The following is a 13,572-nucleotide window of genomic DNA, read 5'->3' as shown; positions in this document are numbered from 1 at the left end:
GGTGGCCTGCATGCCAATAAGCCGTACAAGTGAAGTTTAAGGACTGCGCCGATCAACAAACAAGCATGGCCTGAACTAGGCGGCAGACGCTGCCTTGTTTTCAAGCCATTCGCCTGGGCGCCCAAGGAAATAGCCCTGAGCTTCATCGCACCCTTCAGCAGACAAGAGCTCAAGCTGGGCGCTTGTTTCAACACCTTCAGCAAGCACCGGAACTTCAAGGCTCCGTCCCAGGGCCAAAATGGCGCGGACAATTGCCTTTGACTGCCGGTTGCTCTCCACATCGACCATGAAGGAGCGGTCCAGCTTGATCCTGTCGAAGGGGAATGAGCGCAGCGTTTCGAGCGAGGAATAGCCAGTGCCGAAATCGTCTATGGCAATGGTGACGCCAAGGGATCGTATCTGCCGCAGAATATGGAGGGCACGTTGCTTGTCGCCGATGATCGCGCTTTCGGTGACTTCAAGTTCGAGCCTGCTTGGGTTGAGGCCGGTTTCCACCAGGATCGCCGCGACGAGTTGCGCCAGATCGGCATTGGCGAGCTGGACGGCCGATAAATTAACGGCAATCTTGTGCGGCTCGGGCCAACTTGCAGCGGCGCGGCAGGCCGTGCGCAGGACCCATTCACCGATCGGCAGGATGGCGCCACAGGTTTCAGCGATCGGGATGAACTCTGCAGGCGAAATCGGGCCGCGCTCAGGATGGTTCCAGCGCAGCAAAACCTCGTAGCCCATGATCTGGTTCGTCGAGACTGATTTCTGCACCTGGTAATGGAGGAACATCTGCCCGTTTTCGGTAGCGTTCCAAAGATCGCGCGCAATGGAGCGGCGTTCACGCGCGATCTCATCCATGGACGCCTGGTAAAAGCAGACGCTCTCCAGGACGCTTTCCTTGGCGCGATACATGGCAAGATCGGCATTGCTGTTGAGCTTTTCGAGCGTGCCGCCATCCTGGGGATAAATGGCAAGCCCGATGCTGGCGCCCACGGAAATATTGAGCTCACCAAACGCAAGACTGGTGCGAATGCAATCTTCAAGCCGGCTGATAAAGCTATAAAGATCGGCTTCGTCCTTAAACAGCTTGAACGCGGCGAATTCATCTCCGCCCACCCGCGCAAAAAACTCGCCGTCCTGCAAGCCCGCGGCGACGCGATCTGCCACCATGCGCAGCACTGTGTCGCCAATAGCGTGGCCGTGGTTGTCGTTGACTTCCTTGAAGCGATCCAGATCGATCCCCAGTACGGCGAGGCGGAGCTGTTCGGCATCGGCTGTTTCGATCGCGGCGGCGGCAGCGTCGCTGAAATGAACGCGGTTGGGCAAGCCGGTCAGGTCATCGTGCTTCGCCATGTGGGCGATGCGCGCTTCGGATTTGCGCCGCTCGCTGATGTCTTCAACGGTCGACACCCATCCTTTGGGGTAAGCCGGACGATGGATGATGCGGACCGTGTGCTTTGAGGCAAGATCTTGGACAATCTCGCCCCCTGCCTCGCTGGCCATGAGGTGCTTGTGCGTTTGGTAAACCGCATCAATCTGCTCAGTGGTCGGCGCATCGCCGCGGGATTGGAGGATCAAACCGCAGAGTTCACGCAGTTGCATGCCTTCCATCGCGTGATGGTCCGGAATGCCGAAAATGGCTTTGAGCTGCGCATTCACCAGGACCACGCGCTCCTCTCCGTCGAACAGGACCAGACCCTGGCTCATATGTGTAAGCGCCAGCTCGAGCTTGGTTGAAATAGCCGAAATCCGCGCAGCATCGGCGTGGGGGCGCATAGCGTCTCGCGCATCCAGATAAAGCCCACCCAGCACCGCAAGCAGAATAAGGACGCTCGCCAGGCCGACATTGATCGAGAGCTGGCTAGCAGACAGTTCACCAACGGTCGTGACAGCAAAGCAATTGCTGAGGTCCACCGCCGCCATGGCGGTGAAATGCATGGAACAGATCGCCAGGGTGAGAAGGCCCACCGCAGTGAGCCGATGCCCCGCATGGCTGCTGGTGGCGCCGACCATAAGCGCCAGCGCTGCCAAGCAGGCGCCCAGCAGCACTGAAGCGATCACCAGCGCGCTGTCCCACCCGATCTCGCCGCCGACAACCAAGGCTGCCATGCCGATATAGTGCATTCCAGTAATACTTAGCCCGACAACAGTGCCGGCGAGCAGGTGATCGGAGCGGCCATTGCCATGGGTTGCCAGGAAGAAACCAAGGCCACATCCCAGAATGGCTACGGCCAAGGACAAGGCCGTGATCGCTGGATCATAGCCAAGCGGAACTTCCGCATGGAAGGCCAGCATGCCGATGAAATGGGTAGACCAGATCCCAAAACCAACGGCGATGGCAGCAACGCCCAGCCAGATCAGCCGGTGCCTGCCTTGCGCGGTACGGGCGCGGACCAGGAGGCCAAACCCGGCAAAGGCCGATAGGGTGCAAACCAGTGCCGCCAGCAGCACAAGCCGCAAGTCATGGGCAAACAGAAGTTTCTCAAGAACCGTTAACATACCGACCTGCCAGTAGATTGCGGTTCAACTTACCTTCTCATTGTTAAAGCTTGGTGCCCGAGCAGCTCGGTTTAGCGCCGGCATCCCGAACGAAGTGGATGGCCCGCATCGAGATGCTGACGTGCGCTGTCAGCATCGATGTTTATGGGCAGACATCATCAATCGAACGGGGACAACAATGATAGACCATAGCGGCATTAGCGTGAGCGATTTTGATAAGGCCAAAGCCTTTTATGAACAGGCTCTGGCGCCCTTGGGTGCTTCATTTCTGGTGCAAATTCCGCTCGAGCACACAGGCGGGGTCAAAGTGGGTGGCTTTGGCCGCGACAGCGCCGCGTTCTGGCTGACCGAAGCCGGCGCGCAAAAGCCGCCGGCCCATTTTGCGTTTTCAGCGAAGAACCGGGCCGAAGTCGACCAGTTCTATGCCGCAGCCATGGCAGCGGGCGGCGAGGACAATGGCGCCCCCGGCCTGCGGCCACACTACCATGCCACCTATTATGGCGCCTTCGTTCGGGATCCAGACGGCAACAACATCGAAGCGGTCTGCCATTCGCCAGAATAGGTGGCTGAACCAAGCTACGCCGGAGGAACGCCCGCTCATGGTGAGCGTGCCTCCGGCGGTGCCTGCAATCCATGCCCTTCCCAGGCGTCTAGCGACAGGCCGATCACATGGGTAAGGCCCACCTCATCCAGTCGCGGCCCCAGCGCAACAAAGAGCGCCACGAGAACGACAAGGATCTCACCGAGTTTCCGCAGGTGTTGGCGCAAGTTTCTGCTCATGCATAAACATTGATAGCCGCCTATAAAACGGCCGAGACCCGCCCGAACCACTCGTTTGAGTGGGATCGCTGCAGACCAAGGCGAAAGCGAAGACTCCGAACCGTTCCCGCTGACGCCACAGGGCAGAGAAAGCGTCACCTATGTCGGTTATGCGGACGCGGGCCGAACGCGGATGGCGAGGTGAGGTCTGCCCGGCAACTCAACTGCAAATGCTGCATCAGGCTTGCGCTGCATCACCACCGCTCCATGGCGGGTAGGATGGTTTGCCGGTGCCGGTACGACCTTCGCCGGCTCCACCGTCATGTTCCAAGTGTCGATCAGATCAACTTGGTAGTCACCCGGCTCCTGCGGCAAACCCGCAGCCCAGATTAGCGGCTGGTGTTCACCCAAATAGATGATGGTCGTGTCGCCATCCCGCGCGCCCGAGACCCGGTTCCAGGGATAGCGCGTCTGGGGATCGATCGGCTCGAAACCGTTACTCACATCCTGTTCCAGCAAATCGCGCAGAAAGCCGATGCGCTTCCAGGCTTCTCCACGCAATTCTCCCCCCTTGGCCCACCAGATGAGGTCGTCGGGATGGGAGAAGGTTTCGCCATGGCCGGCATAGCCTCCACGCATCGTCGTTATCCAGAACCGGTGCACCAATTCCTGTGCTGAGATATTGCCCCAGACCTGGATGATACTACCCTCATATTCAGGCTCGTCATTGACCACCGGCTTGCCATAGGCCAGCCGCCATTCGCCCGTCCGTTTCACATCCCAGTTCTGGATGCAGACATGGGTCACCCAGGCTTTGCGGTGATCGTAGTTCGCCTCGGGATCGCCATTGTGGATCGAGCGCAGATGCCCATAGGGGTCGTTCTCTTCCAGAATGTGGAAATAGCGGTTCCATTGGTGCATCGGCTTGGTGTTCAGAAGAAAATCGTATTCGTTGGCCAGCGACCACCAGACATTGCGATAAGCTGAGAGCCGAGCAGCGAGATATTGGACATAGGCATAATCCTGCCTTTCACTCATGTCCGAATAGCCCCAGCGGTCATAAGGGTGGAAGATGATGATATCAGCTTCGATCCCCATCTCCCCCAGTGCTTTCACCTGATTTTCGAAGTGGCGGAAGCTTTCGGGATTGGGCCGGTCAAAGTCATATTGCCCATCGCTGTCCTTCTGGTAAACGTCGTGTAGCGCCTCGTTGACATTATAGGGATAGTCCTTGGGAAAAACGCCCATGCGCAGCTTGTTGAAGCGGGCCTTCTTGAGGCTTTCCAGCGTCTTGCCCTGCTCCTCCAGCGGCTGATGCGTCCAGGCGTAGCAGGTGGTTCCAAACGGCAGGAATGGCGTCCCATCAGCATGGGCGAAGTGAAACTTGTTGGCGACCCGCACCGGTCCATGCACCCCCGGGCGCGCCGGAGTCACCATAAAGCTACCGGTCTTCCCATCGAGCTCAGCTGCATTCGATCGCGTTGAAAAAAGCCACTCCCCTTCGGTGTCCGGCATGAAGCGGATGCGGAAAATGCCCTCTCCATCATAAAAGCCAGGCACGCGCATTTGGCGGCTCTTGTGTTGAACAAAAGCTTCCAGTCGAACATCCAGGAACGAATTGCCGCCCGACGGCCCCTCAAAGCTGGCTTCAAACACATCCCACTGCGCGACTTCGGTCATGTCATTCTCCATCCACGCGCCGGAACAGGAGCGCCTGATAGGGCTTGGGCGCAAAGTGCAGCACATCACCGCGCTCGACGCTTTCGGCGAGCGTCTTTTCCGTCATTTCCCAGGTGTCGATCAGCGTGGCGGAATAGTGCTCGCCCGGCGGCGTCGCCACAGTAAATTCGCTGGGCTGGTTCTCGCCGAGATAGGTGAGGTAATAGCGATGCGGCTGGCCTGCGGTAGCGAACCAGGCCTGTGCGCGTGGCCAATCCTCTTCGCCTGGCGTCGGCTGAAACAGCTGCGCCATGACGACCTTGTCGAGTCCACCCGCCATGCTTGTGCGATAGGCGACCGTAGACTTAACCGGATCAAGCCCCTCGTCCGGTCCCTTTTCGAGAATGCGCCGGAGAAAGGCAATACGCGCGACGCTCTCGCCCGTCAGCCTGCCGCCTTTGGCCCACCAAAGCGTTTCCTCTTCATTGTAGTAGGCTTCGCCATGGGTGACATAGCCGCCATTTACTGTGCCATCCCAGAACCGCCGCACCATTTTTTTGGCTGAGATGTTGCCCCAGAGCTCGGCAATGTCGCCCTCATAGCAGCACTCATCGATCGAGACCGGTTTGCCATATTGCTCGCGCCACACCGCGGCGAGATTTGCCGTGGAGCGCTGGATACTGGCGTGAGTAATGCAGGGATGGTTGTGATCGTAGAAGCCGAAGCAATTATGAATACTGAGGAGATGCCCGAAGGGATCATTGTCCGAGGTGATGTGAATGAACCGTTCCCAATCCGCCATGCTTTTTGAGGGCATGAGGTCATATTCATTGGCCATGGACCACCAGACATTGGGAAGTGCCGCTAGGCGCGCGACGAGGTACTTCAGATAGTGGTCATCTTCGGCCGGGCTCATGCGCGAAAAGCCCCAACGATCATAAGGATGGAAGATGATGAGGTCGGCCTCGACACCGATTTCGGCGAGCTGGTTGATGCGCTGCTCCAAATGTTGAAAATAGCCCGGCTCAAACCGTGTGAAGTCGAATTCCCAGCCAAAATCCCCACGGAAGCTGCCGGTCCATTCGCTGGTTCCTTTCTTTACCAGGCGGAAAGGGTAGCGCTCGGGTTCGTTCTGATTATAGCGATAGTGCTTGGGGAACACGCACATGCGGATCTTGGTAAAGGGCGCGTCCTTGAGGGTGCGGAGCGTTTCCTCCTCCAACTCATCGCCCTGCAAATTCCACACATAGGCCGTGGTGCCGATATTGATGAAGCGCGTGCCGTCGGCATAGCGGAAATGGTGCCGGTTGGAGACGCGCACCGGCCCATGATGCCCCGGCTGCGCCGGGCCCACTTCAAAGCTGCCAGCCACACCATCGAGCGCTGGGACATTGCTAGAGGTCTCGTATGACCAGGCGCCGGTCGTTTCGGGCAGGAAGCGCAGCTTGTATTGACCGTCTCCATCATAAAAGCCGTTTACCCGCACCTGCCGCTCACCCTGGCTGAAAACAGCACGCAGTTTCACATCGGCGAATGGATTGCCTTGGCTCGGCCCCTCAAGCGTGAGTTCATAGGTGGCCCACAGCGACGGGTCGCCGTTGGCTTTGGCCTGATTGGTCATCGTGTTGTTCCGTAATCTGAAACGAATTGCGAGAAAGGATGGCTTGTGGAGCCTAGCCGTTGGCGACGCGGCGCGGGCGTTCGCGCCAGCGGCTCGTTGTGGTCGGGATGGAAGACAGCAGCAGGCGGGTATAGTCATGCTGTGGATCGGACATCACCTGCCGCGCGGGCCCGAACTCCACCACCCTCCCCTTGTTCATCACGGCTACGAAGTCGGAGATGTAATAGGCTGTGGCAAGGTCGTGGGTGATGTAGACAAAGCTCCGCCCTGCCTCGTCGCGCAGCCGCTTGAAAAGATTGATGATGATCATGCGGCGCGAAGCGTCGATCATGCTGACCGGCTCGTCAGCAACGATCAGCTTGGGGTTCGGGATCAAAGCCCGAGCCACGGAGATGCGCTGCAATTCGCCGCCCGAGAACTGCGCGGTATATTTGCCGCGCACCTGATCGTAATCCAAGCCCACGCTTTTGAGCGCGTCAGCCACTGCGACCTCCGCCGCCTCCCCGTCCATGCCGGCCACGCGCCTAGCAGTCTCTTCGAGATAGATGTCCACCGGCCGATAGCGGCTGAACGCTTCGAAGGGGTTCTGGAAAATGGGCTGCACCAGCCCTAAAAAACTCTTCCTGGATGGAATGGCTCCGGGCCCGGCAACGACATCATCATAAACGATCACCCGTCCGCTTGTGGGTGCTTCGAGCCGCAGCAGCGTCTTTGCCAGGGTCGTCTTGCCACTGCCCGACTCGCCGACAACGGCGATCACCACTGGCTTGTCGCTTTCGACAGTGATGTTGACCTCGTTCAGAGCCTGGATGGGCTTGGCCCGCATGAAGCCGCCGAGGCGATAAACCTTGTTGAGGTTTTCGGTCTTGAGGATGAGCGTCATGCCAGAACCTCTTCCTTTTGCCGCGCTGGCTGGGCAACGAAATGGCCCGGCTTCACCTCGATGAGATTGGGCTCGACCCTGTAAGCTCGGTCGCCCCCCGCCCCGGCTTGGCTCGCCATCACGCCACGCATGGAATCGTCGCCAATGGTGGGCAGGGAGTCGATCAGCATCTTGGTATAAGGGTGCTGCGGGTCCGCGAAGACACTGTCCGTGTCCCCATATTCGACCACCCTTCCCGCATACATGATCAGCATCTTGTGGGTGACCTGATAATGGACGCCCATGTCGTGCGAGACCACGAGGATGGTGTTGCCCATTTTCTCCTGCAGCTCCATGAGCAGCATGAGAATGTCTTTTTGCACCACCACATCGAGCGCCGTAGTCGGCTCGTCGGCGATGATCAGTTCGGGCTGAAAGAACGTTGCGAGCGCAATCATCATGCGCTGCCGCATGCCGCCCGAAAGCTGATGCGGGTAGGAATCCATGGCTTCGGCCGGCAGGCCTAGCTTGCCGATATAGTCGCGCGCCCGCTCCAGCACCCGCTTCTTGTTGCTGTCCGTGCCGGGGAAATCGATGAACTGCTCGCGGATGCGGATCACCGGGTTAAGCGAGTTCATGGAAGATTGCGGAATATAGGAAATGGTCTTGAACCATTCCTTGCGTACGTTTTCAGCAGTGACCGGGCTGCCGTCCGCCCCCTTGAGCCCATAATCGATCGAGCCGCGGGACAGGTACATGGGCGATTGAATATCCCCATAGATCGCCTTCATCAGCGTCGACTTGCCTGACCCGGATTCCCCCGCAATGCCTACGACGCAATTGTCGGGAATGGTCAGAGTCACGCCATCCACGGCATCGATCGTCCGTGTGCCCAGCCTGTAGCTGATCTTGAGGTCGTTGAGGCGGATCATGAGACACCCCGTCTGCTGGCAAAGGCCTGGTTAAAGCCGGTCGAGGTGAGGAAAAGCCCAAGAAACAGGGTCACGGTCGCAATGATCGGCGCCACGATCCACGCATATTGCCCGGTAAAGAGCGCATTATAGCTCAGCGCCCAGAAGATAATGGAGCCCAGCGTCGGCACTTCCACCTTGGAAAGGCCGATCACCGCCAGCGTCGCCTCGGTGTTTATGGCGAAGAGCACCGTGTTGATGAATCCCACAAGGATATAGGCCGACACATAGGGGAAGATTTCCTTGGCCAGGATGTCGATCGTGTTGGCCCCCGAGAAGCGCGCCATGTTGATGAATTCGCGCTCGCGCAGCGACAGCGCCATGGCGCGAACCGTGCGCGCATCCCAAGCCCAGCCAAAGATGATGATGATCAATCCAACGGTGAAGAACGACGTGTTCCCGCGGATCAGCGCGCCGAGGATGATCAGGATCGGCAGCAAGGGAATGGTGATAAACGTGTCCACAAACAGCATCACCACGCGCTCGAAAGCGCCACCGATATAGCCGGCGCTAAGGCCGACGATGGTCGCAACGATGGTCACGCCGACAGCCACCAGCACTCCGAGCATAAGCGAGTTCTTGATGGCAAAGACCAGGAACCAGAAAATGTCCTGCCCCAGCGAGTTGGTCCCTAGCCAATGAACGTTCGACATGGGCAAATTGCGCATATAGGTCGCCTGGAGGGACGGGTCCGCCGGCGCAAAGAGCGGCAGGATGAAGCTTCCCAGCCCCATGACGAGGAGGATGACCAGACCCACGGCCAGCCGGGCGTTCAGCAGCCAGAGCAGCCCGCCCTTGCGGCGCCCCTTCTTGCCGGCCACGGGCGGCGCAACGACCAGCGCCACCGGATCGGCATTGTTGATATCCGTGCTCATTTGGTGCGGATCCGTGGGTCAAGAAGAGGATAGATGAGGTCGATCACGAGACCCGCTGTGGCCACGGCCAGGATCGACAGCGTGATCGCGCCATAAAGCACGTTGTAGTCGCCGCCCGTGGAGGCCGTGCGCATGATCAGCCCGATGCCGGGATAGGAGAAAATGATCTCGGTCAGCAGCGCGCCATTGAAGATCATGCCCAGCGAGAGCGCCAGCGCCGTCACCTGCGGCAAGAGCGCATTGCGGAACACATAGCGCGTCATCCGCGTCCAGTTCGAAGCGCCCTTAAGCCGGGCATAGGTGACATAAGGCTCTTCGGTGGTGGCAACCGCCAGGGCCTTCATCGACAGGATGTTCCAGCCAAAGCCCGCCAGAACCAGGGTGATCGCCGGCAAAAGCGAATTGTAGATGATCATGCCCACCTTGGGCCAGGTCATCTCGCCCACCGGAAAGGTCGGGGAGAGCGGGAAGATCGGGAAGATATAGGCCAGGATCAGCAGCACCGATACGGCCAGGATATAATAGGGGATGGGGTAAAGCAGGATGCCGATGAATTCGAGGATCGAAGCGGCTTTTTGCTTATGGAAATAGCCGGCCACCAGCCCCACCATATTGCCCAGCAGCCACGCGATCACCGTCGAGGTCAGCAGCAGCCCCAGCGTCCAGGGCAGAGCCGTCACGATCATGGTCGAGACTTCAGTGGGGTAATAGGTAAAGGACGGCCCGAAATCGAAGTCGATGATGACGCGCTTGAGATAGGACAAGTATTGGGTGAAAATATCGCCCTGCAGCCCATAGAGCACCTCAAGGTTCGCGCGCATCTCTGCGATCGCCTCGGGCGTCAGCGTGCCATTAGCGCGTGACTGGATCTGTCCAATATAGCCATCCACCGGATTGATCGGCATGAGGCGCGGCAGCATGAACGTGATCGTCAGCCCGATAAACAGGACTGCAAGATAAAGTCCGAAACGCTTGGCGACGTAGGCGAGAACACCCATTGGTCAGTCCTTGGATAGTGTGTTGCCGGTCCGGCTGGCGCTTGCCTCGTCACCACGCCCAGCATGGACGGGGCCGATGGGAGCGCCGTGCTTGAGCGCAGCATGGAAGCGGGGCGGCCAGGAGGACATTGGCCGCCCCGCAGATTCCAGCCTATTGCTGGCCGGTTGGCTCGATCGACACGACAGTCTTCTTGAAAGAACTCCACCAGGTGTAGGGCGCAGCGTAGAAATTGTCCTGCTTGGGGAAGTTAGTCCAATAAGTCTTGTTGGTCGGGATCGTGGTCGGAATGTTCATCAGATTGATCATCTGCATGTCTTCCGTCAGGTATTTCGCGATCTGCCGGCCGTTCTCGAGGAACTGCTCGTCCTCGATCGGCAGTTGAGCGCTGTCAGCTACCAGGTCGAAAATGCGCTGGTCGGTAACGCGCATGATGTTGCCGTTGAGCGGATCGGTAGAGTCCGGCGGCAGCACATAGCTTGCATCGAACTGACGCCAGGAATTCTGCCAGTTCGCGTTATAGGTGCAGGATTGACCCCAGTTGATCATCAGCTCGTTGCGGGCATTGGTGTTCTGGACGGTCGTCCATTCGCCATTGTCCACCTGGCGGGTATTGATGTTGAAACCCGCCTGGCGCCAACTATCGGCGATCGAGAAGCCGATGCGCTGGATAACCTTGTTCCAGTCGCCGGGAATGACGAACTCGATCACCCAGGGCGAACCGTCTTCGAGGGTGAAGAAGCCGTCGGCCCCCTTCTTCATGCCCACGGATTCAAGCAGCTTTGCGGCTTGCGCGGGGTCATGCTTCCACCAGCCCATGCCGAAGCCCTGCTCGATCCCCTCGCCCGTCGGCAGCTGCGATGCATCAACACCTTGCGAAGCAAGTGTTTCGTTGAGCTCGGCCGCGAAATTGGTGTTGTAGGGCTTGTAGCCGTCCTCGAGCGTGAGGTCTTCGAGCCAGGTCTGGAGCGGCGCATAGTAAAGCGGATTGGTGATCGGCGTGTCCGCCAACGGCAGGGCACCGGCCTTAAACTGCCCGCTCATCGAGGAAATGCCGACCTGCTGCATGTTGAGCGCCAGGGCCAGGGCCCAACGGACCTCTTCCTTGTCATAGGGGGGCTTTTGCAGATTGATGTAGATGCCATAGGAGCAGGCATCGTTCATGTCATGATAAGGAAAAACCGGCGAGAAGCTCTCCACATTGGGATTGCGCCCCTTGGCAGCCTGGATCGAGTCCGGGCTCATGAAGGTGTCGACGTCGTACTGATTCTGAACGAACGCCAGCGCACGCGTCTCTTCAGCGCCGAAATCCTTGTAAAGGACGTATTTAGGCTTGGGCTGGCCGAGATTGCCCCAGCCGGAGCGCTCCCAATCCTCGCGCAGCTCCCACAATTGCCAGGCGCCGTTGGGATCGAATTCCTTGATCTTGTAGGGCCCAAGCGTCACCGCATTGGTGTTCTGGAAGGTGACGACATTGTCGCCCTGCGGTTCGAAGATGTGCTTGGGCACGATCACGAACTGCGAACCCCAGGTGTAAACACCCATCACCGTTTGGAAGTCATAGGACGGACGGGTGGTCTCGACCTCGAAGGTGTAGTTGTCGATCTTCTTCCAGCTTTTGGCAAAATTGGCGATCACCGCCACACGGCCGAGCTGGCTGCGATATTTGTTGTAGGTATCAAGCGAGTAGATGACGTCATCGGCGGTGAATTCGACACCATCGCTCCAAAAAACGCCCTCACGCAGCTTCACCCGGAACTGGGTATGCTCGTCATTGAGCACTTCCACCGGCCCGGCAGCGAGTTCGGGATAGGACTGACCCGTTGCGGTGTCCATCTCCCACAACCAGCTCCAGCCCAGTTCGCGGAAACCGCGCCAGATGGCGTAGGAATTCATCGGATTTTGCGCCGAAGCATTGGCGGCGCGACCATCGAAGGTTTGCACGATCAGCGTTTCCGCGCGGGGCGTGCCCACATCGGTCATCGATTGTGCCAATGCGGTGGTCGTCAGCATGGCGCCCAGGACGGACGCAACGAAAGTACGGCGAAGCCGAACCATATTCTCCTCCTTTGCCGGCTGTCGGCCCCTCTGGCCGATCAACCCACGAACGCGAGGCGCTCCAGAGAATAGGGGCGAGTTTGCAGCCTCGCGCCCAAGCTTTTTGCCTGGGCACGACCAGTCCGGCCGCTCGACGTCCATCACTCCCGTGTGCTCCCGCAACGGCCGCAAGCTTGTTATGTTTTTTCGATTTCTTGCGGTTACTAACGATTATGGAGGGATAAGCGCCTTGTCAATGACCTTCCGCATCAATCATGAAAGCTCGAAAAGGCAGGCCCGCCTTAGCGGGCAATCAGCACTTCAACGCCACGTCTTTCGAATTCGGCCCGATCAGCGTCGGAGATACCTTCATCCGTGATCAGCGTGTTGACCATCTCGACGCCGCCAAGGGCAGAGAAGGACACTCGGCCGATCTTGGTCGAATCGGCCAGAAGATAGACATGCGAGGCCGCCTTGATCATGGCGCGCTTCACATAGATGTCCCCAATGGCCGGATAGGTGAGGCCCACTCCGAAGGACACGCCGGCGGTGGCCAAGAAGAGCTTTTGCGCATAGATGCCGACAAAGAATTCAACGGACTTTTCCCCGCTCAGGCTCAGGGTGGGCGCCTTGAACTGACCGGCAGGCATATGCACCGTATTGGAGGGAATGGCACCCAGGATCAATGCGATATTGAGCGCATTGGTGATGATGTTGAGGTTGTGCCGCGCCTTCAAATTCTCGGCAAACTGGGTGGTTGTCGTACCTGAATCGATGATCAGTGTATCATTGTCCGAAACCAGCGCCGCGGCCGCAGCGCCAATGGCGCGCTTCATCTCCATGTTCTGCACATGCTGCAGCGTCATGGACTGCACCTGCTGCGGGATGGATTTGAGATAGGCCCCGCCATGTTCGCGCGTGATAAAGCCGTCACCGTCCAGGCGCTCGAGGTCCTGGCGGATAGTCGCCTCCGAAACGCCGAATGCTGCGGAAAGATCGCGCACCCGTGCACTGCCCTCTTCCTGCAGCCATTCCAGGATGCGCATGCGGCGCGGTTCGGCCAGCAATTGCGGCTGCCCGCCAGCTTGGCTTTCGCTCTTTGCCCTGCCCTTCGCCCGTGGTTTTTGCACCTTGTTTCCCCCAAACCGATCTCGCCATCATAGCGCGGGATCACAGCCATTTCGCAAGCTCTCTAAGGCCATTGAGGTGAAACCGCTAGCAGCGATTGCGCTGTGTTCCGAGACCATTCGGAACATGAAACGAAAATAATCAAAGATTTTCCTTATTGCACGTTAGCGGATCGCC

11 protein-coding genes are annotated in these 13,572 nt (G+C 58.7%); 1 reads left to right on the top strand and 10 read right to left on the bottom strand.

What is annotated here, in order from left to right:
* Nucleotides 1–75: 75 nt before the first annotated feature.
* Complete coding sequence (locus tag DDE77_RS00140) at nt 76–2,487, bottom strand: bifunctional diguanylate cyclase/phosphodiesterase (protein ID WP_108395409.1); 2,412 nt, start codon at nt 2,485–2,487, stop codon at nt 76–78.
* Nucleotides 2,488–2,665: 178 nt separating this feature from the next.
* Here DDE77_RS00140 and DDE77_RS00135 point away from each other — a divergent pair, with 178 nt between their 5' ends.
* Nucleotides 2,666–3,049 (top strand): VOC family protein, encoded by a 384-nt coding sequence (locus DDE77_RS00135; protein ID WP_108395408.1) that lies wholly within the window; start codon nt 2,666–2,668, stop codon nt 3,047–3,049.
* 35 nt (nt 3,050–3,084) lie between these two features.
* Here DDE77_RS00135 and DDE77_RS19310 read toward each other — a convergent pair whose 3' ends face one another.
* The 9 genes from DDE77_RS19310 to DDE77_RS00095 all read right to left on the bottom strand — a co-directional run bounded on the left by DDE77_RS19310 (nt 3,085) and on the right by DDE77_RS00095 (nt 13,397).
* Entirely contained in the window at nt 3,085–3,255 is a 171-nt protein-coding gene (locus DDE77_RS19310) for a hypothetical protein (protein WP_157959567.1), read from the bottom strand.
* Between the two features lie 159 nt (nt 3,256–3,414).
* Entirely contained in the window at nt 3,415–4,926 is a 1,512-nt protein-coding gene (locus DDE77_RS00130) for a DUF5060 domain-containing protein (protein ID WP_245895028.1), read from the bottom strand.
* Nucleotide 4,927: 1 nt separating this feature from the next.
* Nucleotides 4,928–6,526, bottom strand: a complete 1,599-nt coding sequence (locus tag DDE77_RS00125; RefSeq protein ID WP_210204310.1) for a DUF5060 domain-containing protein — start codon at nt 6,524–6,526, stop codon at nt 4,928–4,930.
* Between the two features lie 52 nt (nt 6,527–6,578).
* A complete protein-coding gene (locus tag DDE77_RS00120) occupies nt 6,579–7,409 on the bottom strand; it encodes an ABC transporter ATP-binding protein (RefSeq protein WP_108395405.1) in 831 nt (276 codons plus the stop codon).
* Complete coding sequence (locus DDE77_RS00115; RefSeq protein WP_108395404.1) at nt 7,406–8,320, bottom strand: ABC transporter ATP-binding protein; 915 nt, start codon at nt 8,318–8,320, stop codon at nt 7,406–7,408. The genes DDE77_RS00120 and DDE77_RS00115 overlap by 4 nt, the downstream gene beginning before the upstream one ends.
* Entirely contained in the window at nt 8,317–9,234 is a 918-nt protein-coding gene (locus DDE77_RS00110; RefSeq protein ID WP_108395403.1) for an ABC transporter permease, read from the bottom strand. Before DDE77_RS00110 ends, DDE77_RS00115 begins: the two co-directional genes overlap by 4 nt.
* A complete protein-coding gene (locus tag DDE77_RS00105) occupies nt 9,231–10,232 on the bottom strand; it encodes an ABC transporter permease (RefSeq protein WP_108395402.1) in 1,002 nt (333 codons plus the stop codon). The genes DDE77_RS00110 and DDE77_RS00105 overlap by 4 nt, the downstream gene beginning before the upstream one ends.
* A gap of 151 nt (nt 10,233–10,383) precedes the next feature.
* Nucleotides 10,384–12,288, bottom strand: coding sequence for an ABC transporter substrate-binding protein (locus DDE77_RS00100; protein ID WP_157959566.1), 1,905 nt, complete (start codon nt 12,286–12,288; stop codon nt 10,384–10,386).
* Between the two features lie 281 nt (nt 12,289–12,569).
* On the bottom strand, nt 12,570–13,397 hold the full coding sequence (locus DDE77_RS00095) for a DeoR/GlpR family DNA-binding transcription regulator (protein WP_245895027.1): 828 nt from the start codon (nt 13,395–13,397) through the stop codon (nt 12,570–12,572).
* Between the last annotated feature and the right edge of the window lie 175 nt (nt 13,398–13,572).

The organism is Devosia submarina (assembly GCF_003056345.1).
Classification (GTDB): domain Bacteria; phylum Pseudomonadota; class Alphaproteobacteria; order Rhizobiales; family Devosiaceae; genus Devosia; species Devosia submarina.
This window is presented reverse-complemented; position numbering and strand designations above follow the sequence as displayed.

What these genes read in the sequence shown, in the direction of transcription:
- DDE77_RS00125 (WP_210204310.1), bottom strand. Translation starts at nt 6,526, where the DNA reads ATGACCAATCAGGCCAAAGCCAACGGCGACCCGTCGCTGTGGGCCACC.
- DDE77_RS00100 (WP_157959566.1), bottom strand. Translation starts at nt 12,288, where the DNA reads ATGGTTCGGCTTCGCCGTACTTTCGTTGCGTCCGTCCTGGGCGCCATG.
- DDE77_RS00130 (WP_245895028.1), bottom strand. Translation starts at nt 4,926, where the DNA reads ATGACCGAAGTCGCGCAGTGGGATGTGTTTGAAGCCAGCTTTGAGGGG.
- DDE77_RS00120 (WP_108395405.1), bottom strand. Translation starts at nt 7,409, where the DNA reads ATGACGCTCATCCTCAAGACCGAAAACCTCAACAAGGTTTATCGCCTC.
- DDE77_RS00140 (WP_108395409.1), bottom strand. Translation starts at nt 2,487, where the DNA reads ATGTTAACGGTTCTTGAGAAACTTCTGTTTGCCCATGACTTGCGGCTT.
- DDE77_RS00105 (WP_108395402.1), bottom strand. Translation starts at nt 10,232, where the DNA reads ATGGGTGTTCTCGCCTACGTCGCCAAGCGTTTCGGACTTTATCTTGCA.
- DDE77_RS00115 (WP_108395404.1), bottom strand. Translation starts at nt 8,320, where the DNA reads ATGATCCGCCTCAACGACCTCAAGATCAGCTACAGGCTGGGCACACGG.
- DDE77_RS00110 (WP_108395403.1), bottom strand. Translation starts at nt 9,234, where the DNA reads ATGAGCACGGATATCAACAATGCCGATCCGGTGGCGCTGGTCGTTGCG.
- DDE77_RS00135 (WP_108395408.1), top strand. Translation starts at nt 2,666, where the DNA reads ATGATAGACCATAGCGGCATTAGCGTGAGCGATTTTGATAAGGCCAAA.